The 18,448-nt window shown below is 65.9% G+C and carries 18 protein-coding genes and 1 pseudogene; 5 read left to right on the plus strand and 14 right to left on the minus strand.

From position 1 onward, the window contains the following. Positions 1-93: 93 nt before the first annotated feature. From gltA to AAFL97_RS12005, 7 genes are all read right to left on the minus strand, one after another. Positions 94-1,389, minus strand: a complete 1,296-nt coding sequence (gene gltA, locus AAFL97_RS11975) for a citrate synthase (RefSeq protein WP_341645114.1) — start codon at positions 1,387-1,389, stop codon at positions 94-96. Between the two features lie 60 nt (positions 1,390-1,449). Beyond that, positions 1,450-1,686 (minus strand): FAD assembly factor SdhE, encoded by a 237-nt coding sequence (locus AAFL97_RS11980; RefSeq protein WP_263461194.1) that lies wholly within the window; start codon positions 1,684-1,686, stop codon positions 1,450-1,452. Positions 1,687-1,701: 15 nt separating this feature from the next. Then, a complete protein-coding gene (locus AAFL97_RS11985; RefSeq protein ID WP_263461193.1) occupies positions 1,702-2,412 on the minus strand; it encodes a succinate dehydrogenase iron-sulfur subunit in 711 nt (236 codons plus the stop codon). Positions 2,413-2,431: 19 nt separating this feature from the next. Further along, on the minus strand, positions 2,432-4,225 hold the full coding sequence (sdhA, locus tag AAFL97_RS11990) for a succinate dehydrogenase flavoprotein subunit (RefSeq protein WP_341645115.1): 1,794 nt from the start codon (positions 4,223-4,225) through the stop codon (positions 2,432-2,434). 2 nt (positions 4,226-4,227) lie between these two features. Continuing rightward, positions 4,228-4,575 (minus strand): succinate dehydrogenase, hydrophobic membrane anchor protein, encoded by a 348-nt coding sequence (gene sdhD / locus AAFL97_RS11995; protein ID WP_341645116.1) that lies wholly within the window; start codon positions 4,573-4,575, stop codon positions 4,228-4,230. Continuing rightward, complete coding sequence (gene sdhC / locus AAFL97_RS12000; protein WP_341645117.1) at positions 4,569-4,958, minus strand: succinate dehydrogenase, cytochrome b556 subunit; 390 nt, start codon at positions 4,956-4,958, stop codon at positions 4,569-4,571. The genes sdhD and sdhC overlap by 7 nt, the downstream gene beginning before the upstream one ends. Before the next feature lie 110 nt (positions 4,959-5,068). Beyond that, positions 5,069-5,797, minus strand: a complete 729-nt coding sequence (locus tag AAFL97_RS12005; RefSeq protein WP_341645118.1) for a GntR family transcriptional regulator — start codon at positions 5,795-5,797, stop codon at positions 5,069-5,071. 233 nt (positions 5,798-6,030) lie between these two features. Between AAFL97_RS12005 and AAFL97_RS12010 the strand changes: the two genes are divergently transcribed. The 3 genes from AAFL97_RS12010 (at position 6,031) to AAFL97_RS12020 (ending at position 9,356) form a co-directional block, all read left to right on the plus strand. Next, a complete protein-coding gene (locus AAFL97_RS12010; RefSeq protein ID WP_341645119.1) occupies positions 6,031-7,020 on the plus strand; it encodes a malate dehydrogenase in 990 nt (329 codons plus the stop codon). Positions 7,021-7,115: 95 nt separating this feature from the next. After that, complete coding sequence (locus tag AAFL97_RS12015) at positions 7,116-8,105, plus strand: HpcH/HpaI aldolase/citrate lyase family protein (RefSeq protein WP_341645120.1); 990 nt, start codon at positions 7,116-7,118, stop codon at positions 8,103-8,105. 120 nt (positions 8,106-8,225) lie between these two features. Continuing rightward, positions 8,226-9,356: an MFS transporter gene (locus tag AAFL97_RS12020; protein WP_341647149.1), complete on the plus strand. Its 1,131-nt coding sequence runs from the start codon at positions 8,226-8,228 to the stop codon at positions 9,354-9,356. Here the strand turns inward: AAFL97_RS12020 and AAFL97_RS12025 are convergent. From AAFL97_RS12025 to AAFL97_RS12045, 6 genes and pseudogenes are all read right to left on the minus strand, one after another. Next, positions 9,349-10,113: an ABC transporter ATP-binding protein gene (locus AAFL97_RS12025; protein WP_263461187.1), complete on the minus strand. Its 765-nt coding sequence runs from the start codon at positions 10,111-10,113 to the stop codon at positions 9,349-9,351. The genes AAFL97_RS12020 and AAFL97_RS12025 overlap by 8 nt on opposite strands. A 24-nt stretch (positions 10,114-10,137) precedes the next feature. Then, positions 10,138-10,431: a hypothetical protein gene (locus tag AAFL97_RS24660; protein ID WP_445954493.1), complete on the minus strand. Its 294-nt coding sequence runs from the start codon at positions 10,429-10,431 to the stop codon at positions 10,138-10,140. Positions 10,432-10,492: 61 nt separating this feature from the next. Next, positions 10,493-10,864: pseudogene (locus AAFL97_RS24665) on the minus strand (ABC transporter permease subunit); the annotation flags it as partial. Beyond that, positions 10,861-11,547, minus strand: a complete 687-nt coding sequence (locus AAFL97_RS12035; protein ID WP_341645121.1) for an ABC transporter permease — start codon at positions 11,545-11,547, stop codon at positions 10,861-10,863. The pseudogene AAFL97_RS24665 and the gene AAFL97_RS12035, both read right to left, overlap by 4 nt. A gap of 128 nt (positions 11,548-11,675) precedes the next feature. Next, entirely contained in the window at positions 11,676-12,467 is a 792-nt protein-coding gene (locus tag AAFL97_RS12040; protein WP_341645122.1) for an ABC transporter substrate-binding protein, read from the minus strand. A gap of 109 nt (positions 12,468-12,576) precedes the next feature. Then, positions 12,577-13,479, minus strand: a complete 903-nt coding sequence (locus tag AAFL97_RS12045; protein ID WP_341645123.1) for an ATP-grasp domain-containing protein — start codon at positions 13,477-13,479, stop codon at positions 12,577-12,579. 46 nt (positions 13,480-13,525) lie between these two features. Between AAFL97_RS12045 and AAFL97_RS12050 the strand changes: the two genes are divergently transcribed. Together AAFL97_RS12050 and AAFL97_RS12055 are read left to right on the plus strand one after the other, a co-directional pair. Beyond that, positions 13,526-14,533, plus strand: a complete 1,008-nt coding sequence (locus AAFL97_RS12050; protein WP_341645124.1) for an LLM class flavin-dependent oxidoreductase — start codon at positions 13,526-13,528, stop codon at positions 14,531-14,533. Between the two features lie 63 nt (positions 14,534-14,596). Beyond that, complete coding sequence (locus tag AAFL97_RS12055) at positions 14,597-15,580, plus strand: MBL fold metallo-hydrolase (RefSeq protein ID WP_341645125.1); 984 nt, start codon at positions 14,597-14,599, stop codon at positions 15,578-15,580. A 133-nt stretch (positions 15,581-15,713) separates the two neighbouring features. Here the strand turns inward: AAFL97_RS12055 and acnB are convergent, their stop codons facing one another. Beyond that, a complete protein-coding gene (gene acnB / locus AAFL97_RS12060) occupies positions 15,714-18,311 on the minus strand; it encodes a bifunctional aconitate hydratase 2/2-methylisocitrate dehydratase (RefSeq protein WP_341645126.1) in 2,598 nt (865 codons plus the stop codon). Positions 18,312-18,448 lie beyond the last annotated feature (137 nt).

Consider the following 18,448-nt stretch of genomic DNA (forward strand, 5'->3'; position numbering starts at 1 on the left):
GACCCCTGATGGAAAAACGGGATGAACGCGCGCACGCGTTCACCCCGCTGGTCGTCAGGTTCGGCGATGTCTCCCTCCCCTCCCCATCGTCTCTTACGGACGCTGTTCGATCGCCGGAACGTCGCGCCGCGCTGCGCCGGTGTAGAGCTGGCGCGGGCGGCCGATCTTGTATTCCGAATCGGTGATCATTTCTTCCCACTGGGTGATCCAGCCCACCGTGCGTGCCAGGGCGAAGATGCAGGTGAACATGGAAGTCGGGATGCCCAGCGCCTTCTGCACGATGCCCGAGTAGAAGTCGACGTTCGGGTAGAGCTTCTTCTCGACGAAGTATTCGTCTTCCAGCGCGATCTTCTCGAGCTCCTTGGCGAGCTTGAACAGGCGGTCGTTCTCCAGGCCCAGCTCGGCCAGCACCTCGGCGCAGACCTTGCCCATCAGCTTGGCGCGCGGGTCGAAGTTCTTGTAGACGCGGTGGCCGAAGCCCATCAGCTTGAAGCTGTCGTTCTTGTCCTTGGCGCGCTCGATGTATTCGCCGACACGCGAGACGTCGCCGATTTCTTCCAGCATGTTCAGGCAAGCTTCGTTGGCACCACCGTGCGCCGGGCCCCACAGGCAGGCGATGCCGGCCGAGATGCAGGCGAAGGGGTTGGCACCGGAAGAACCGGCCAGACGCACCGTGGAGGTGGAGGCGTTCTGCTCGTGGTCGGCATGCAGCGTGAAGATGACGTCGAGCGCGCGCACCAGCACCGGGTTCGGCTCGTACTTCTCGCACGGCGTGCCGAACATCATGTGCATGAAGTTGGCGGTGTAGTCGAGGTCGTTGCGCGGGTACATGAAGGGCTCGCCCTTGTTGTACTTGTAGGCCATCGCGACGATCGTCGGCAGCTTGGCGATCAGGCGGTTGATCGAGATGCTGCGATGCTCGGCGTCGGAGAAGTCCAGCGCCTCGTGGTAGAAGGCCGACAGCGCGCCGACGACGCCGACCATGACCGCCATCGGGTGCGCGTCGCGGCGGAAGCCCGAATAGAACTTGGTCATCTGATCGTGCAGCATGGTGTGCCGCTTGATCGTGTTCTCGAAATCGGACTTCTGCGTGGCGTTCGGCAGTTCGCCGTTCTTCAGCAGGTAGGCGACTTCGAGGAAGTTGCAGTTGTCGGCCAGTTGCTCGATCGGATAGCCGCGATACAGCAGTTCGCCCTTGTCACCATCGATGAAGGTGATGTTCGACTTGCAACTCGCGGTCGACAGGAAGCCAGAATCGTAGGTGAACAGACCGGTCTTGGCACCCAGGGTGCGGATGTCGATGACATCGTTGCCATGGGTGCCGGTCATCACCGGAAATTCGACGGTCTTGCCATCGACGGTCAGCGTTGCAGTGCGTTCAGTGCTCATAGATCGTCCCTTCTACTAGCCGGTTTAACTGCTTGTCGTATCGTGATCCTGTCTGCTGCGTCAGGGCTGGCGCAGCAGACCGATCATCTCCTTCCAGCGGTCCGTCTCACATGCCTTGCTGCCATTGACCATGCCCCACAGGTCGTGGTCCTCGCAGCGCAGCAGGTCGTCCAGATCCGCTATCTGATCGTCGCTGAGACGATCGAAATGCCGCTCCAGGAAGCGCTCGAACACCAGATCGAGCTCGAGCAAGGCCCGACGACACTGCCAGCGGACACGCCCCCTGTTGATGCTCATATGCCGACCTCTTCCTCAGACCGCGCGGCGGACCATCATATCCTTGATCTTGCCGATCGCGCGGGTCGGATTCAGACCCTTCGGACAGACGTCGACACAGTTCATGATGGAGTGGCAGCGGAACAGGCGGTACGGGTCCTCGAGGTTGTCGAGACGCGCATTGGTGTCCTGGTCGCGGGTGTCGGCCAGGAAGCGGTAGGCCGCAAGCAGGCCGGCCGGGCCGACGAACTTGTCCGGGTTCCACCAGAACGACGGGCAGGACGTCGAGCAGCAGGCGCACAGGATGCACTCGTACAAACCGTTGAGCTCCTCGCGGTCGTCCGGCGACTGCAGGCGCTCGCGCTCGGGCGGCGGGTCGTTGTTGACCAGGTAGGGCTTGATCGAGTGGTACTGCTTGAAGAACTGCGTCATGTCGACGATCAGGTCGCGGATGACCGGCAGGCCGGGCAGCGGACGCAGCGTGATCGGCTGCGGCAGGCTGTCGACGTCGGTCAGGCAGGCCAGGCCGTTCTTGCCGTTGATGTTCATCGCGTCCGAGCCGCACACGCCTTCGCGGCAGGAACGGCGGAACGACAGGGTGTCGTCCTTGGTCTTGAGGCGGACGATGGCGTCGAGCAGCTTCTTGTCGGAAGCTTCCAGTTCGACCGAGATGTCCTGCATGTAGGGCTTCTCGTCCTTGTCCGGATCGTAGCGATAGATCTTGAAATGAACGGTACGCTTGCTCATGTTGTTTGTTCTCCCGCGCTCAGTAGGTGCGCTTGGCGAGCGCGATGGGTTCCACGTCGTCGGACAGCGGCTTCAGGTTCACCGGCTTGTAGTCGAGGCGATTGCCGTCGCGGTACCACAGCGTGTGCTTGAGCCAGTTCTTGTCGTCGCGGCCGTTGGGATTCTCTGCCGTATCCGGCGCGTCGTCGCGGACGTGGGCGCCGCGCGATTCCTTGCGCGCCTCGGCCGAGATCATCGTCGCCTTGGCGACTTCGATCAGGTTGTCCAGTTCCAGCGCCTCGGTGCGGGCGGTGTTCCACACCTTCGACTTGTCGCCGATCTCGGTGTGCAGCGACTGCTCGGCCACCTCGAGGATGCGGGTGACGCCTTCGGTCAGCAGTTCGTTGAAGCGGAACACGCCGGCGTGCTTCTGCATCGTGCGCTGCATGGCCAGACGCACTTCATGCACGTCGGTACCGTTCTTCTGGTTTTCCAGGCGGGCGATGCGCGCCAGCGACATGTCGGCAGCGTCGTCCGGCAGCGGCTTCAGCGTCAGGTTGCCGGACTGGAAGTCCTCGACCACGGTCTCGCCGGCCGACTTGCCGAACACCAGCAGGTCGAGCAGCGAGTTCGTGCCCAGGCGGTTGGCGCCGTGCACCGAGGCGCAGGCGCACTCGCCGGCAGCGTAGAAGCCCTGCACCGGCACGTTCGGGTTGCCGTCCTTGGGAACGATGACCTGGCCCTTGTAGTTGGTCGGGATGCCGCCCATCTGGTAGTGGCAGGTCGGCACCACCGGAATCGGCGCCTTGATCGGGTCCACACCGGCGAACTGGATCGAGATCTCGCGAATGCCGGGCAGGCGCTTCATGATGGTCTCGGGCGACAGGTGGGTGATGTCGAGCAGCACGTGGTCCTTGTCCGGACCGCAGCCGCGACCTTCGTTGATCTCGGTCACCATCGAGCGCGACACCACGTCGCGCGAGGCCAGATCCTTCAGGTTGGGCGCGTAGCGCTCCATGAAGCGCTCGCCGGAGTCGTTGCGCAGGATGCCGCCTTCGCCGCGCACGCCTTCGGTGATCAGCACGCCCGCGCCGGCCACGCCGGTCGGGTGGAACTGCCAGAACTCCATGTCCTCCAGCGGGATGCCGGCACGCGCCGCCATGCCCAGGCCGTCACCGGTGTTGATGAAGGCGTTGGTGGAGCTGTAGTAGATGCGGCCTGCGCCGCCGGTGGCGAAGATCGTCGCCTTGGCGTGGAAGATGGAGACCTCGCCGGTTTCCATTTCGATCGCGGTGACGCCGAGCACGTCGCCTTCGCTGTTGCGGATCAGGTCGAGCGCGTTCCACTCGACGAAGAACTGGGTGTTGGCGCGCACGTTGCGCTGGTACAGCGCGTGCAGCATGGCGTGGCCGGTACGGTCGGCGGCTGCACAGGAGCGCATCACCGGCGCCTGGCCGTAGTTCATCGAGTGGCCGCCGAAGGGGCGCTGGTAGATCTTGCCGTTGTCGGTACGGTCGAAGGGCATGCCGTAGTGTTCGAGTTCGACGACGACCTCGTTGGCCTTCTTGACCATGAACTCGATGGCATCCTGGTCGCCCAGCCAGTCCGAGCCCTTCACGGTGTCGTACATGTGCCAGTGCCAGTTGTCCTCGGTGGTGTTGCCCAGCGAGGCGGCCACACCGCCCTGCGCTGCAACCGTGTGCGAACGCGTCGGGAAGACCTTGGTCAGGACGGCCGTCTTCAGGCCGGCTTCGGAGAGTTGCAGGGCAGCGCGCAGGCCTGCACCACCCGCGCCGACGATGACTGCATCAAAGGTACGCTTGGCGACGTTCACGCTTACAGCCTCCAAAGGATCTGGGCCGCCCAGCCGGCATAACCGACGAGCAGGAAGAGAGTGACGAGGTGCAGCGCAAGGCGCAGCCCGGTCGGTTTGACGTAGTCCATCCAGATGTCGCGAACGCCGATCCAGGCGTGGTAGAACAGCGACAGGAAGAACAGGAAGCTCAGGAAGCGGAACAGGCCGCCGGAAAACAGGCCGCTCCAGGCTTCATGGCTGAACTCGGACAGAGTCAGCGTACAGACCGCGAAGATGATCGTGTAGATGGCCATGAAGACCGCGGTGGCACGCTGCGCAATCCAGTCCTTCAGACCGTAGTGCGCGCCGACAGGTTGACGCTTCACCATAGTTTCACCCCGATGATCACGGTGAGCGCGATGCTCACGATCAGAACGATGCGCGACGAATTGCGCGCGGCCTGGAGTTCCGTTCCCTTGTGCATGTCGAGCAGCAGGAAACGGATGCCGGCACAGAAATGGTGCATGTAGGCCCACAGCAGACCCAGCAGCAGCAGCTTGACCAGCGGATGCCCCACCACTGCGCTGAAGGTCTCGAAAGTCTCGGCCGAACCGAGGCTGCGATCCAGCAGATACAGCAGGAAAGGCAGCAACAGGAACAGGCCCGCGCCGCTGACCCGGTGAAGGATCGAGACGATACCCGGCAGCGGCAGCCGGATCTGATTCACGGCCAAGTGCTTCGGCCGCTGTTTGCGTACAGTCACTTCTGACATGAAGACTCCCCTCTACATGTACGACGAAAGATCCGCCGTCGACTTCGAAAATACGTACACCGTTATACGTAATCAGTAATTATAGCGCCCTCGCCCGGCACGTCATTACGTCAATTCAACTCATTCAGATAAAAGTGCTCGGCCGTCGAATAGAGGCCGCGCCGCCATTCGACCGGCTTGTCACCATAGGTATAGGTCACCCGCTCGACCGACAGCAGCGGCGTGCCTTCGGCGACCTTCAGCGCCTCGCTGGCATTGCGGTCGGCGGCGACGGCGCGGATGCGCTCCTGCGCCCGGATCATGCGCAGGCCGAAACGGGTCTCGAACAGGCTGTACAGGGAGCCGTTCCAGCCCTGCAGCACTTCCGAAGTCAGCCCCTGGAAGACTTCCCCGGGCAGGTAGATTTCGTCGATCACCACCGGCTTGGTCGAGAACTTCAGCAGCCGGCGGACGATGATGATCGGCGCACCGGGCTCGATGCCCAGCATGCGCGAGGCCTCCTGGCCGGCCTTGGCACGCCAGCAATCCAGCGGTACGCTCTGCGGCTGCGACAGGTCGCCGTCCATCGGCACCAGGCGCAGGAATCGGAACAGGGCTCTCGGATCATTGTGCGAAGCGACATAGGTGCCTTTCCCCTGCTTGCGGACGAGCAGGTTCTCGGCAGCCATTTCATCGATCGCCTTGCGAACGGTACCCTGCGACACACTGAAGCGCGCCGCCAGTTCCTGCTCGCTCGGAATCGCCTGGCCAGGCCGCCACTCGCCGGACTCGAGAGCCTGAAGGATCAGGGTCTTGATCTGGCGGTAGAGCGGGCTGAAAGTAGGAGCTTCCCGTGACATGCGCGCATTTGAGCACAAAAAAAACAAGTCGTCTATGCCTCGTCTTATGTCTTATATAAGATATAAGTCATGATTTGACAGCTTCGACATTTCTTCTTAGTATCTTCGCGCCCCTGATGCATGCGGCGCGAATGTCCGGCATGATGTGCCGGAATCGATCGCACCGTGCAGCCGAGGCACGAATTCTCGACACCGCCATCACCGACCGTCTTCTTTATAGAGGGAGTATTCACATGAGCAAAGCCCCCATGCGCGTTGCAGTCACCGGCGCCGCCGGCCAGATCGGCTACAGCTTGCTGTTCCGCATCGCCAGCGGTGAAATGCTGGGCAAGGACCAGCCCGTGATCCTGCAATTGCTCGACCTGCCCCAGGCCCAGAAGGCCGTGAAGGGTGTGATGATGGAGCTGGAAGACTGCGCCTTCCCGCTGCTGGCCGGCATGATCGCCACCGATGACCCCAATGTCGCCTTCAAGGACGCCGACGTCTGCCTGCTGGTCGGCGCCCGTCCGCGCGGCCCCGGCATGGAGCGTGCCGACCTGCTGACCGCCAACGGCGCGATCTTCACCGTGCAGGGCAAGGCCATCGCCGAGAACGCCAAGGAAGACGTGCGTGTGCTGGTCGTCGGCAACCCCTGCAACACCAACGCCTACATCGCCCGCGCCGCCGCCATCAAGGTCGGCCGCACCAACCCGAACAACTACCACGGCATGCTGCGCCTGGACCACAACCGCGCGCTGTCGCAACTGGCTGCCAAGTCGGGCCGCCCGGTGTCGTCGCTGAAGAAGATGGTCGTGTGGGGCAACCACTCGCCGTCGATGTACGCCGACTACCGCTTCTGCGAATCGAACGGCGACAGCGTCAAGGCGCTGATCAACGACCACGCCTGGAACAACGACGTCTTCCTGCCCACCGTCGGCAAGCGCGGCGCCGCCATCATCGAAGCCCGCGGCCTGTCCTCGGCCGCCTCGGCCGCCAACGCCGCCATCGACCACGTGCGCGACTGGGTGCTGGGCTCGGACGACTGGGTCACCATGGGCGTGCCGTCCGACGGCGCCTACGGCATCCCCGAAGGCATCGTGTTCGGTGTCCCGTGCGAATGCAAGGACGGCCAGTTCAAGGTCATCAAGGGTCTGGAAATCGACGAGTACTCGCAAGGCAAGATCAACGCCACGCTGAAGGAACTCGAAGACGAGCGTGCCGCCGTCGCCGACATGCTGAAGTAATACCGCGACGCGGCCTGCGGGCCGCGCCTGCACCGGGCCGCGGGGTAGAATCCGTGGCCCTTTTTGTTTCCCTGCCGCCTTCGAGGAGAACCCGCATGCGCCTGCACCCTGCCGATGTCCTGTTCGCCGGCGAAAAGCCTTTTCCCGCCCTGCCCGCGGTCGACCACTACGCCGGCGCCGAGAAGCTGATGCTCAAGGCACTGAAGCTGCAGCAGGAGCTCGGCCCGGTGTTCGACATCACCTGCGACTGCGAGGACGGCGCCCGCGCCGGCGCCGAAGCCGAGCACGCCCGGATGGTGGTGGCCGTGGTGAACGGCGCCGAGAACCACTTCGGCCGCGTCGGCGCGCGCATCCACGACATCACCCATCCGCACTGGAAACAGGATCTCGACATCCTGGTGCGCGGCGCCGGCCGGCGGCTGGCCTTCATCACCCTGCCCAAGGTCCGCTCGGCCGCCGATGCCGCGACCCAGATCGAGGAATTGCGCCGCATCGAGGCCGACTGCGGCAGCGAACGCGCACTGCCGGTGCATGTACTGATCGAAACCCACGGCGCGCTGCGCGAAGCCTGGCAGATCGCCGCCCTCGACGGCGTCGAATCGCTCGACTTCGGCCTGATGGATTTCGTCTCCGGCCATCACGGCGCCATTCCCGGCAGTGCGATGAAGAGCCCGGGCCAGTTCGAACACCCGCTGGTCACCCGTGCCAAGACCGAGATCTCCGCCGCCGCGCTCGCCAACGGCGTCCTGCCTTCGCACAACGTCACCACCGAACTGCAGGACGTCGCCGTCATCCGCCACGACGCCGAGCGTGCCCGCCGCGAGTTCGGCTACCTGCGCATGTGGAGCATCCATCCCAACCAGATCCTGCCGATCGTCGCCGCGATGCAGCCGGATTTCTCCGAAGTCGAGGAAGCCGCGCAGATCCTGATCGCCGCCCAGGATGCCGACTGGGGACCGATCCAGCATGGCGGGCGGCTGCACGACCGTGCCTCCTACCGCTATTACTGGGAACTGCTGCAGCGTGCGCGCAATACCGGCATGGAGTTGCCGGGCGAGGCACGTCAGCGTTTCTTTGCCGCCTGAGCCTGCCGCCACGCGAACCTCCCGATCATCTCAATGAAGTCGCCGAGCAAGGAGCCGGATGCTGCCGGCTCCACGCATCTCGAGGCCGGCACGCCCGCCTACCGTCGTGCCAACCTGGCGATGTTCGTCGGCGGCTTCGCCACCTTCGCGCTGGTGTATAGCACCCAGTCGCTGCTCCCCCTGCTCGCCGACGAATTCGGCGTCAGTGCCGCCGGCGCCAGCCTGACGGTATCGACCACCACCGCCGGACTCGCACTGATGCTGATTCCAGGCAGCGTGCTGGCCGACCGGCTCGGGCGGCAGCAACTCATGAAATGGGCACTGGCGATCGCCGCGATGCTCGCGCTGGCAAGCGCCTTCGCGCCCGATTTCCTCTCGCTACTGGTGCTGCGCGCGCTGCTCGGCGCGGTGATCGCCGGGCTGCCGGCGGCGGCGATGGCCTACATCGGCGAGGAAGTCGCCGCCAGTGCCCAAGCGCGCGCAATGGGGCTCTACATCGCCGGCAATGCACTGGGCGGCATGAGCGGACGCTTCGTCTCGGCGCTGCTGGCCGACCTCGGCTCCTGGCGCATGGCACTCGCCGTGATCGGCGTCTTCGGCCTGCTGTCGGCGCTGGTGTTCTGGCGCCGGCTGCCGGATTCGCGCCACTTCCAGCCGCGCTCTGCCAGACCGGCGCGCATCCTGCGCGACATCCTCGCCATCTACCGCGATCCCGGCCTGCCATGGCTGTTCCTGGTCGCCTTCCTCGCCATGGGCGCCTTCGTCGGCCTGTACAACTTCCTCGGCTTCCGTCTGCTGGAACCGCCCTACATGCTCGGCCAGAGCGCGATCGGCGCGGTTTTCCTGCTCTACCTCGTCGGCACCGGGGCCTCGGCCCTGAGCGGGCGCCTGGCCGAGCGCCACGGCCGGCAGAAGGCGATGTGGCGCATGGTCGCGGTGATGGGCGCCGGACTGGCGCTGACGCTCGGCCAGCCGCTGTGGATGATCATTGCCGGCGTCGGCGTATTCACCTTCGGCTTCTTCGCCGCCCACGCGCTCGCCAGCGGCTGGGTGGGACGGCGCGCGGGCGAGCGGCGCGCACTGGCCTCGGCGCTTTACCTGTCGAGCTACTACCTCGGCGCCAGCGTCATCGGCAGCCTCGCCGGCACCGCGTGGACGGCCGGACACTGGCCCGGCCTCGCCGCGCTGCTGGGGATCTGCGTGCTCGGAACCGGCGCGGTCGCGCTCCGGCTGCGCCGCCTGCCTACTTGAGGTTGCCGGACAGGAACTGGCGCAGGCGCTCGCTCTTCGGCTGGCCGAAAAGCTGCGCAGGCGGCCCGCTTTCTTCCGCCAGGCCCTGGTGCAGGAACATCACCTGGCTGGAGACCTCGCGCGCGAAGCCCATCTCGTGGGTCACCACCACCATGGTGCGGCCCTCCTCGGCCAGCCCGCGCATGACCTTCAGCACCTCGCCGACCAGCTCCGGGTCGAGCGCCGAGGTCGGCTCGTCGAACAGCAGCACCGCCGGCTCCATCGCCAGCGCCCGCGCGATCGCCACGCGCTGCTGCTGGCCGCCCGACAGGTGGGCCGGGTAGCTGTCCTTGAAGCGGCTGATGCCGACCTTGTCGAGGTAGGCCATCGCGCGCTCGAGCGCCTGCTTCCTGGGCACGCCGAGCACATGCACCGGCGCTTCGACGACGTTCTCCAGCACGGTCATGTGCGCCCACAGGTTGAAATGCTGGAACACCATCGCCAGCCGGGTGCGCAGACGCTGCAGCTGTTTCGCGTCCGCCACCTTCAGATGCCCGTCCCTGCCCGGCACCAGGCGGATCTCCTCGCCGGCCACGCTGATGCGCCCCGCATCGGGCTGCTCGAGGAAGTTGATGCAGCGCAGGAAGGTGCTCTTGCCCGAACCTGACGAGCCGATGATGGTGATCACGTCGCCGGCCTCGGCCGACAGCGACACGCCCTTCAGCACCTCGTGATCGCCGTAGCGCTTGTGCAGGTCTTCGACGGTAAGCTGGGTCATGAAAAACGGATCCTTGAAACGGGCTCAGGCGCCCTTGCCCAGCGGCTTGCGCGGCTGCAGGTGGGCGAGCCAGCGCCGCTCGGCGATGCGGAACAGGCCGACGAGGGCGAAGGTGACGGCGAGGTAGATCAGGCCGGCGAAGATGAAGGCCTCGAAGGGCGCGAAGAACTGCGAATAGGCATTGCGCGCGGCGCCGGTCAGGTCCACCAGGGTCACGGTGGAAGCGATCGCCGTGCCGTGCAGCATGAAGATGATCTCGTTGCTGTAGGCCGGCAGCGCACGCCGCAGCGCGCCGGGCAGCTGGATGCGCCGCAGCATCGTGGAACCGGCTCATGCCGCAGGCGCGCGCGGCCTCGATCTCGCCATGCGGCATCGCCCGCAGCGCGCCGGCGATGATCTCGGTGGTGTAGGCGCCGGTGTTGAGGGCGAAGGTGATCAGCGCACAGCCGTAAGGGTCGCGGAACAGCAGCCAGAAGCGGCTGCCCGCCTCCCACTGCGCCTGAACCCACTCGAACTGGCCGAGGCCGTAGTACATCAGCAGCAACTGCACCAGCATCGGCGTGCCGCGAAAGAAATAGCTGTAGGCCCACACCGGCCCCGACAGCCAGCGATTGGAGGACACGCGCAGCACCGCGAGCGGAATCGCCAGCAGCAGGCCGACGATCAGCGACAGCACGGTGAGCTGCAGCGTCAGCCACAGGCCGGACGCATACGATGGCCAGCTCTCGGCGAACAGGCTCCACTCGATCATGCCTGCGCCCTCCGCACACCCACCGAGTAGCGCCGTTCGAGCCAGTTGAAGACCAGGCCCGACACCGCCGTCAGCACCAGATAAAACACGCACACCACCGCATAGAACAGGAAGGGCTCGCGCGTGCTGCGGCCGGCCTGATCGGCCAGCCAGGTGATGTCCGACAGGCCGATGATCGACACCAGCGCGGTGCTCTTCTGCATCACCTGCCAGTTGTTGCCCAGGCCCGGCAGCGCATGGCGCAGCATCTGCGGGAACAGGATGCGGCTGAAGACCTGCCAGTTGCTCATGCCGTAGGCGCGCCCGGCCTCGAGCTGGCCGGCCGGCACCGCCATGAAGGCGCCGCGGAAGGTCTCGGTGAAATAGGCGCCGAAGATGAAGCCCAGCGTCAGCACGCCGGCGACGAAGGGATTCACGTCGATGTAGTCCATGCCGAGCGCATCGGTCAGCAGATTGATGCCCACCTGCCCGCCGTAGAAGATCAGCAGCATCATCACCAGGTCGGGTATGCCGCGCACGATGGTGGTGTAGGCGGTCGCCGGCAGGCGCAGCAGGCGCTTGGGCGACAGTCGCGACGAGGCCCCGAGCAGGCCGAGCACGAGCGCGAGCAGCAGCGAGAACACTGCCACGCGCAGCGTCACCCAGGCACCATCGAGAAGGGAAGGTAGATAACCGTGAAGCATCGGAAAGGCCGTGCGCTCAGCCCCGGCAGGGACGACCGCAACGCTCAGAAACACGTCGGCGACCACTGGGCCGCCGACGCAGGACACGAACGATCGCGCAGGCCTTGCCGCCCGCCCGCGCGCCGCAATCACTCACCGTAGATGTCGTAGTCGAAGTACTTCTTGCGGATCTCGTCGTACTTGCCGTTGGCACGGATCGCCGCCAGCGCCGCGTTGAGCTTGTGCTTGAGCTCGGCATCCTGCTTGCGGATCGCGATGCCGACGCCCTCGCCGATCACGCCTTTCTCCTCGGCCGTACGGCCGTGGTAGAGACCGCCGACGAAGGTGTAGTCGGCCCCCGCCGGCTGCTTCAGGAAGCCGCCGTCGGCCACCAGCGCGTCCGCCCACGCCGCGTCGATGCGGCCGGCGGAAAGGTCGAGATAAGCCTCTTCCTGGCGCGCATAGCGCACCACGTTGACGCCCTGCCCGGCCCAGAAACGGGTGGCGAAGGTATCGGCCACGGTGCCGCGCTGCACGCCGATGCGCTTGCCCTTCAGCACGTCCAGCTCGGGCAGCAGGCTGCTGCCCTTCTTCGCCACCAGCGCGAGCGGCGTGGCGTAGTACTTGTCGGTGAAATCGACGCGCTTCTTGCGCTCCTCGGTGATCGACATCGAGGCCGAGATGGCATCGAACTTGCGGCTCAGCAGGGCCGGGATCATACCGTCCCACTCCTGCTTCACCCAGGTACACCTCGCCTTCATCTCCTCGCACAGCGCATTGGAGATGTCCACATCCAGACCCTGCACCGCACCGCTGGTGTCCACGGTGTTGAACGGAGGATAGGCACCCTCGGTCGCAAAACGGATGCTGTCCCAGTCCTTGGCCATCGCGCCCTGCACGGACAAGGCCAGAGCAGCGAACAGCAGCGTGCGTCGGATCATCACGAGTCCCCGGAATCTGATAAATGTTGCAATTCTAACCGCAGCGCTGTCCGTCGCATGCGGATTTCGCCGGACATCATGATGCTGCGATGCAAAAAAACGCCTTGATTCAACGCAGTTTTTCGGCCAGCGCCGCGGCCAGTACCGCTGCCGCCGGCGGATCGAAGCGGAAGAACAGCTCGGGTTCGATCATCTCGAGCTCCATCAGCCGGAAGCCGCCGCCATCGCGCACGAAATCCACCCGCGCATACAGCGGCAGGGACGGGCAGGCGGCGACCGCGGTTTCGGCGAAGGTCCGCTCGGCTGCGGAAGGCAGGTGCGCATGCACGGTGCCGCCATGGTCGTCCTGCACGCGGAAATCCCCCGCGCGTGCGGTCTTGCGGATGGCATGGGTACAGCGGCCGTCGATCACGATCAGCGACAGCTCGCCGTCGGCGAGGATGGCCAGCTCGAAGCGCTGCACCAGCATCGCCTCCTGCGCCACGCAGCGGGCGAAGACCGGTTCGTGCCCGGCCAGCGAAGCCCGATCCACACGGTAGGTCAGCCGCGCCGCGCCCGACACCGCCGGCTTGAAGACGATCTCGTCCCAGCCCTGCGCCGCCATGATCGACGCCAGCGTGATCGCGTCGCCGCGCTCGACGAAGCACGTCGGCGCGATCGCCACGCCGCGCGCCGCCAGCTCGGCCAGATAGTGCTTGTCGACGTTCCAGCGGATCAGGCCGGCGTCGTTGAACAGGCGCGTCTGCGCCGACACCGCGTCCAGCCAGCGCGAGAACTCGGCGAAGCGGTCGAAATAATCCCAGGTCGTGCGGAACAGCAGGCTGCCGCATGCGCGCCAGTCCATCGCCGGATCGGCCCAGGAACGCCGCGCCACGCTGAGGCCCTGCGCCTGCAGCGCTTCAGCCACCAGGCCGTCCTCGCGCGCAATCTGTGCCTGGTACCAATCGTCGGGGTCGGGATGCACGTAACGATCCTCGGTCAGGATCACGACGTCGATCGGCTTGGCAGTCATCGGCGGCTGTGGCGTAATGAAAGGCCGCGATTTTAGCAGCAGCCCCATGCCCCGCTCTCCCATCCCGCTCTCGGTCCTCGACCTCGCCCCCGTCACGTCCGGCAGCACCGCCGCCGAGGCGCTGCGCAACACGCGCGAGCTCGCCCAGCTCGCCGACCGCAGCGGCTACAAGCGCTACTGGCTCGCCGAGCACCACAACATGGCAGGCATCGCCAGCGCCGCCACCGCGGTCGTCATCGGCCACGTCGCCGCGCACACCCGGCGCATCCGGGTCGGTGCCGGCGGCATCATGCTGCCGAACCACGCCCCGCTGGTGATCGCCGAACAGTTCGGCACCCTGGAATCCCTGTTCCCCGGCCGCATCGACCTCGGCCTCGGCCGCGCGCCCGGCACCGACCAGATGACGGCACGCGCGTTGCGCCGCAACCTGGGCAACAGCGACGAGACTTTCCCGCAGGACGTGCTGGAACTGCAGGGCTACTTCAAGCCGGCTCAGCCCGGCCAGAAAGTGCAGGCCGTGCCCGGCGCCGGCCTGGAGGTACCGATCTGGCTGCTCGGCTCCAGCCTCTTCAGCGCCGAACTGGCCGCCCACCTCGGCCTGCCCTTCGCCTTCGCCTCGCACTTCGCGCCGCGCTTCCTGCTGCGCGCGGTGGACCTGTACCGCAGCCGCTTCCGGCCCTCGGCGGCACTCGAACGCCCTTATGTCATGGTCGGCGCCAACGCCATCGCCGCCGACAGCGACGACGAAGCCCGGCTGCTGTTCAGTTCGCTGCGCAACCGCTTCGCCGGCATCGCCCGCGGCGATCGCGGCCTGCTGCAGCCGCCGGCGCTGGATGAAGAACAGGGCTGGACGCCGGCAGAACGGCAATACGTCGACGAGGCCACCGCCTGCTCAGCCGTCGGCAATGCCGACACCGTGCGCCGCGGCCTGGAACGACTGATTGCCGAAACCGGCGCCGACGAGTTGATCGTCACCGCGCAGATCTTCGATCACGCCGCACGCTGCCGCTCCTTCGAGATCCTCGCCGAGGCCTGGGAGCCGGCCAGCGCCTGAACGGCGCCGCGCGCTTGCACGTCCATGGGATACTCGGCGCTCGAACCCCGACCGAGGAATCCCATGCAGAAGAACGCCCCATCCCGCCTGATGCGCCCGCTGCTGCACTGCGCCGCCGCAGTGCTGATCGCCACCGGCGCCGGCTTCGCCACCGCAGCCGCGCCGCAGGTCCAGACCCAGGTGCCCGGCTACTACCGGATGATGCTCGGCGACATCGAAGTCACCGCGCTGTACGACGGTGCCATCGAGATCGACACCGGCCTGCTGAAGAACCTGCGCGACGAAGACCGTGACCGCCTGCTCGCCCGCCACTTCCTGCAGGCGCCGAAAGTGCAGACCGCCGTCAACGCCTATCTGATCAACACCGGCGACAAGCTGGTGCTGGTCGATGCCGGCGCTGCCCACCTCTTCGGCCCCTCGCTCGGCCACGTCACCGGCAACCTGCGCGCCGCCGGCTACGATCCCGCCCAGGTCGATGTCGTGCTGCTGACCCACCTGCACGGCGACCACATGAACGGCCTCATCGACGCCGACGGCAAGGCGGTGTTCGCCAACGCCGAGATCTGGTCGGCCCAGGCCGACAACGACTTCTGGCTGAACGACGAAGTCGCCGCCAAGGCAGCGCAGGAGGTCCAGCCCTTCTTCAAGATGGCCCGCGATGCCTCCGCTCCCTACCGCGCCGCCGGCCAATGGAAGACTTTCAGCACCGACCGGGACATCGTGCCCGGCATCGCCAGCGTCGCCGCCCCCGGCCACACGCCCGGCCACAGCGGCTACCTGGTCGGCAGCGGCGAACGCAAGCTGCTGATCTGGGGCGACATCGTGCATAACCACGCGGTGCAGTTCGCCCAGCCCGAAGTCTCGATCGAATTCGACGTGGACAGCGAAGCGGCAGTGGCGACACGCAAGCAGATCTTCGCCCGCTCGGCGAAGGAAAAGCTGCTGGTCGGCGGCATGCACCTGCCCTTCCCGGGCATCGGCCATGTGCGCGCCGAGGGGGAGGCTTATGAGTGGGTGCCGCTGGAGTTCAACGCCACACCCCAATAAACGAGCAAGGAACTGGGCAGACGCAGCAGCCAACTCGCCTCCCTGAAAACAAACGGCCCTGCCATCGCTGGCAGGGCCGTTTCTATATGAGCGAGCAGGCCGATGATTCAACGATCCGCCCTTCCCATCTTGCTTACACCTCGACGGTGTCCGCCACCGCGCGGAATTCTTCGATCTGGTCGAAGTTCATGTAGCGGTAGATGTCGCCGGCCTTCTGATTGACGATCTCGACCTGCGCCAGATACTCCTGCACGGTCGGGATCTTGCCCATCAGCGCGCACACCGCGGCCAGTTCGGCCGAACCCAGATAGACGCGGGTGTCGATGCCGAGGCGGTTCGGGAAGTTGCGCGTCGAGGTCGACATCGCGGTGCTGCCCTTGCGGATCTGCGCCTGGTTGCCCATGCACAGCGAGCAGCCCGGCATCTCCATGCGGGCGCCGGACTTGCCGAGCACGCCGTAGTAGCCTTCCTCGTTGAGGATCATCGCGTCCATCTTGGTCGGCGGGGCGATCCACAGGCGGGTCGGGATGTCGGTCTTGCCGTCCAGCACCTTGCCGGCGGCGCGGAAGTGGCCGATGTTGGTCATGCACGAGCCGATGAAAACTTCGTCGATCTTGTCGCCGGCGACTTCGGACAGGAACTTGACGTCGTCCGGGTCGTTCGGGCAGGCGACGATCGGCTCCTTGATGTCGGCCAGGTCGATATCGATGACCGCGGCGTACTCGGCATCGGCATCGCCCGCCAGCAGTTCGCCGTTGGCGATCCAGTCTTCCATCGCCTTGATGCGGCGCTTCAGGGTACGGGCGTCCTCGTAGCCGTTGGCGATCATCCACTTCATCAGCGTGATGTTCGAGTTCATGTACTCGACGATCGGCGCCTTGTTCAGATGCACCGTGCAGCCGGCGGCCGAACGCTCGGCCGAGGCGTCGGTGAGCTCGAAAGCCTGTTCCACCTTCAGCTCGGGCAGGCCTTCGATTTCGAGGATGCGGCCGGAGAAGATGTTCTTCTTGCCCTTCTTCTCGACGGTCAGCAGGCCCTGGCGGATCGCGTACAGCGGAATCGCATTGACCAGGTCGCGCAGCGTGACGCCCGGCTGCAGCGTGCCCTTGAAGCGCACCAGCACCGATTCGGGCATGTCCAGCGGCATCACGCCGGTGGCGGCCGCGAAAGCCACCAGGCCGGAGCCGGCCGGGAAGGAGATGCCGATCGGGAAGCGGGTGTGCGAGTCGCCGCCGGTACCGACGGTGTCGGGCAGCAGCAGGCGGTTGAGCCAGGAGTGGATCACGCCGTCGCCCGGACGCAGGCTGACGCCGCCGCGGGTGCTGATGAAGCTCGGCAGCTCGCGGTGCATCTTGACGTCGACCAGCTTCGGATAGGCGGCGGTGTGGCAGAAGGACTGCATCACCAGGTCGGCAGAGAAGCCGAGGCAGGCCAGATCCTTCAGTTCGTCGCGGGTCATCGGGCCGGTGGTGTCCTGCGAGCCGACGGTGGTCATCTTCGGTTCGCAGTAGGTGCCCGGGCGGATGCCCTGGCCTTCCGGCAGGCCGCAGGCGCGGCCGACCATCTTCTGCGCCAGCGAGAAGCCCTTGCCGCTGTCGGCGGGCGCCTGCGGCAGGCGGAACAGCGTCGACGGCGGCAGGCCCAGTGCCTCACGTGCCTTGGTGGTCAGGCCGCGGCCGATGATCAGCGGAATGCGGCCGCCGGCGCGCACTTCGTCGAGGATCACCAGGGTCTTGAGCTGCGATTCGGCGATCACGGCGCCGTTCTTCAGCGCGGTGACCTTGCCGCTGGCCTGGTCAACCTTCAGCTCGATCTCGTCGCCCATGTCCATCTGGCCGGCGTCGATCTCGATCGGCAGCGCACCGGCGTCTTCCATGGTGTTGAAGAAGATCGGCGCGATCTTGGAGCCGAGGCAGACGCCGCCGAAGCGCTTGTTCGGCACGAAGGGGATGTCCTCGCCGGTGAACCACAGCACGGAGTTGGTGGCGGACTTGCGCGAGGAGCCGGTGCCGACCACGTCGCCGACGTAGGCGACCAGGTTGCCCTTGGCCTTCAGCTCTTCGAGGAACTTGACCGGACCGCGCACGCCGGCTTCTTCCGGTTCGATGCCGGGGCGCGGGTTCTTCAGCATCGCCAGCGCGTGCAGCGGGATGTCGGGGCGCGACCAGGCGTCCGGTGCCGGCGACAGGTCGTCGGTGTTGGTTTCGCCGGTGACCTTGAACACCGTCAGCTTCTGCGAGGCGGGGACTTCCGGGCGGCTGGTGAACCACTCGGCGTCGGCCCAGGACTGCATCACGGCCTTGGCGTTGGCGTTGCCCTGCTCGGCCAGTTCCTTGACGTCGTGGAAGTAGTCGAACATCAGCAGGGTCTTCTTCAGGCCTTCGGCCGCGACCGCGCCGACTTCGGCGTCGCCCAGCAGGTCGATCATCGGCTTGATGTTGAAGCCGCCCAGCATGGTGCCGAGCAGTTCGGTGGCCTTGGCGCGCGACACCAGGCCACAGGCCTCTTCGCCCTTGGCGACCTTGGCCAGGAACTCGGCCTTGACCTTGGCGGCGTCATCCACGCCGGCCGGCACACGATAGGTCAGCAGCTCGACGAGGAAATCTTCCTCGCCGGCGGGGGGATTCTTGAGCAGGGCGACCAGTTCGGTGACCTGCTGCTTGTTCAGCGGCAGCGGGGGGATACCGAGAGCGGCGCGTTCGGCGACATGGGCACGGTAGGCTTCAAGCACGGTGAGTTCCTCACTTTTCGTGGCGGTGATCGGGGCCCCGCGCGAGGATCACCCGCGCGGATCGGGACGGATTATATGTCTTTTATAAGACTGGCGGTGCACCGCAACAGAAAGACATCGTATCCGCATGAAAGGCG

Origin of the sequence: Thauera sp. SDU_THAU2, from assembly GCF_038260575.1 — a bacterium.
GTDB lineage: Bacteria > Pseudomonadota > Gammaproteobacteria > Burkholderiales > Rhodocyclaceae > Thauera.

What these genes read in the sequence shown, in the direction of transcription:
- AAFL97_RS12020 (WP_341647149.1), top strand. Translation starts at nt 8,226, where the DNA reads ATGTTCGTCGGCGGCTTCGCCACCTTCGCGCTGGTGTATAGCACCCAG.
- AAFL97_RS12045 (WP_341645123.1), bottom strand. Translation starts at nt 13,479, where the DNA reads ATGACTGCCAAGCCGATCGACGTCGTGATCCTGACCGAGGATCGTTAC.
- AAFL97_RS12055 (WP_341645125.1), top strand. Translation starts at nt 14,597, where the DNA reads ATGCAGAAGAACGCCCCATCCCGCCTGATGCGCCCGCTGCTGCACTGC.
- sdhD (WP_341645116.1), bottom strand. Translation starts at nt 4,575, where the DNA reads ATGGTGAAGCGTCAACCTGTCGGCGCGCACTACGGTCTGAAGGACTGG.
- AAFL97_RS11985 (WP_263461193.1), bottom strand. Translation starts at nt 2,412, where the DNA reads ATGAGCAAGCGTACCGTTCATTTCAAGATCTATCGCTACGATCCGGAC.
- AAFL97_RS12035 (WP_341645121.1), bottom strand. Translation starts at nt 11,547, where the DNA reads ATGCTTCACGGTTATCTACCTTCCCTTCTCGATGGTGCCTGGGTGACG.
- AAFL97_RS12040 (WP_341645122.1), bottom strand. Translation starts at nt 12,467, where the DNA reads ATGATCCGACGCACGCTGCTGTTCGCTGCTCTGGCCTTGTCCGTGCAG.
- gltA (WP_341645114.1), bottom strand. Translation starts at nt 1,389, where the DNA reads ATGAGCACTGAACGCACTGCAACGCTGACCGTCGATGGCAAGACCGTC.
- AAFL97_RS12015 (WP_341645120.1), top strand. Translation starts at nt 7,116, where the DNA reads ATGCGCCTGCACCCTGCCGATGTCCTGTTCGCCGGCGAAAAGCCTTTT.
- AAFL97_RS12010 (WP_341645119.1), top strand. Translation starts at nt 6,031, where the DNA reads ATGAGCAAAGCCCCCATGCGCGTTGCAGTCACCGGCGCCGCCGGCCAG.
- AAFL97_RS24660 (WP_445954493.1), bottom strand. Translation starts at nt 10,431, where the DNA reads ATGCTGCGGCGCATCCAGCTGCCCGGCGCGCTGCGGCGTGCGCTGCCG.
- AAFL97_RS12050 (WP_341645124.1), top strand. Translation starts at nt 13,526, where the DNA reads ATGCCCCGCTCTCCCATCCCGCTCTCGGTCCTCGACCTCGCCCCCGTC.
- AAFL97_RS12005 (WP_341645118.1), bottom strand. Translation starts at nt 5,797, where the DNA reads ATGTCACGGGAAGCTCCTACTTTCAGCCCGCTCTACCGCCAGATCAAG.
- AAFL97_RS11980 (WP_263461194.1), bottom strand. Translation starts at nt 1,686, where the DNA reads ATGAGCATCAACAGGGGGCGTGTCCGCTGGCAGTGTCGTCGGGCCTTG.
- sdhC (WP_341645117.1), bottom strand. Translation starts at nt 4,958, where the DNA reads ATGTCAGAAGTGACTGTACGCAAACAGCGGCCGAAGCACTTGGCCGTG.
- AAFL97_RS12025 (WP_263461187.1), bottom strand. Translation starts at nt 10,113, where the DNA reads ATGACCCAGCTTACCGTCGAAGACCTGCACAAGCGCTACGGCGATCAC.